This window comes from Bacillus sp. C28GYM-DRY-1 (genome assembly GCF_030519405.1).
Taxonomy (GTDB): domain Bacteria; phylum Bacillota; class Bacilli; order Bacillales; family Bacillaceae; genus Bacillus; species Bacillus spizizenii_A.
This window is the reverse complement of the sequence record NZ_JAUMKF010000059.1, coordinates 1-462: the sequence shown is the minus strand read 5'-3', so window position 1 is coordinate 462 and position 462 is coordinate 1. Positions and strand designations below refer to the sequence as shown.

The following is a 462-nucleotide window of genomic DNA, read 5'->3' as shown; positions in this document are numbered from 1 at the left end:
ATATACAATCAAGTGCTAATCATAATCGGCTACTTTTATGAATGACTTTATTTTTTATTGTCTTTCATAAGGTAGTCGATTTTTCGTCCAAGCCGTTTTCCTTCCTTTCATTCAATCAAGCAAAAGTCAAAATCTAAAATCAAGTGATTTTAACCATATTAACAAAAAAATGTAATTAAGAAGTGAGTACAAATGGAAAACCGCCAAGCGTTGGGATATATTTTACTAGCGTGTAATGATATTAGATTAGATAAAGAGGTGGTCCGTAAATTTAAAAGGGCTATGTACTTCCAATTTGATTTAAAGACGGAGGCCGAAGCCGAGGAATTAGGACATGAATGGTATAACAATTTAGAGGACAAATATTAACAAAAATACTACGATAATTCATAATATGAGATATGCTATAATGAATAATAGATTCTTTAAGTGTAGGGGGATATTATGAATAACGTAGTAGAG

At 31.0% G+C, this 462-nt stretch carries 1 protein-coding gene; it reads left to right on the top strand.

Annotation, left to right across the window (positions count from 1 at the left end):
* The first annotated feature begins 192 nt into the window (after nucleotides 1-192).
* Nucleotides 193-369, top strand: coding sequence for a hypothetical protein (locus Q3W56_RS20660; RefSeq protein WP_302896699.1), 177 nt, complete (start codon nucleotides 193-195; stop codon nucleotides 367-369).
* Nucleotides 370-462: the final 93 nt, after the last annotated feature.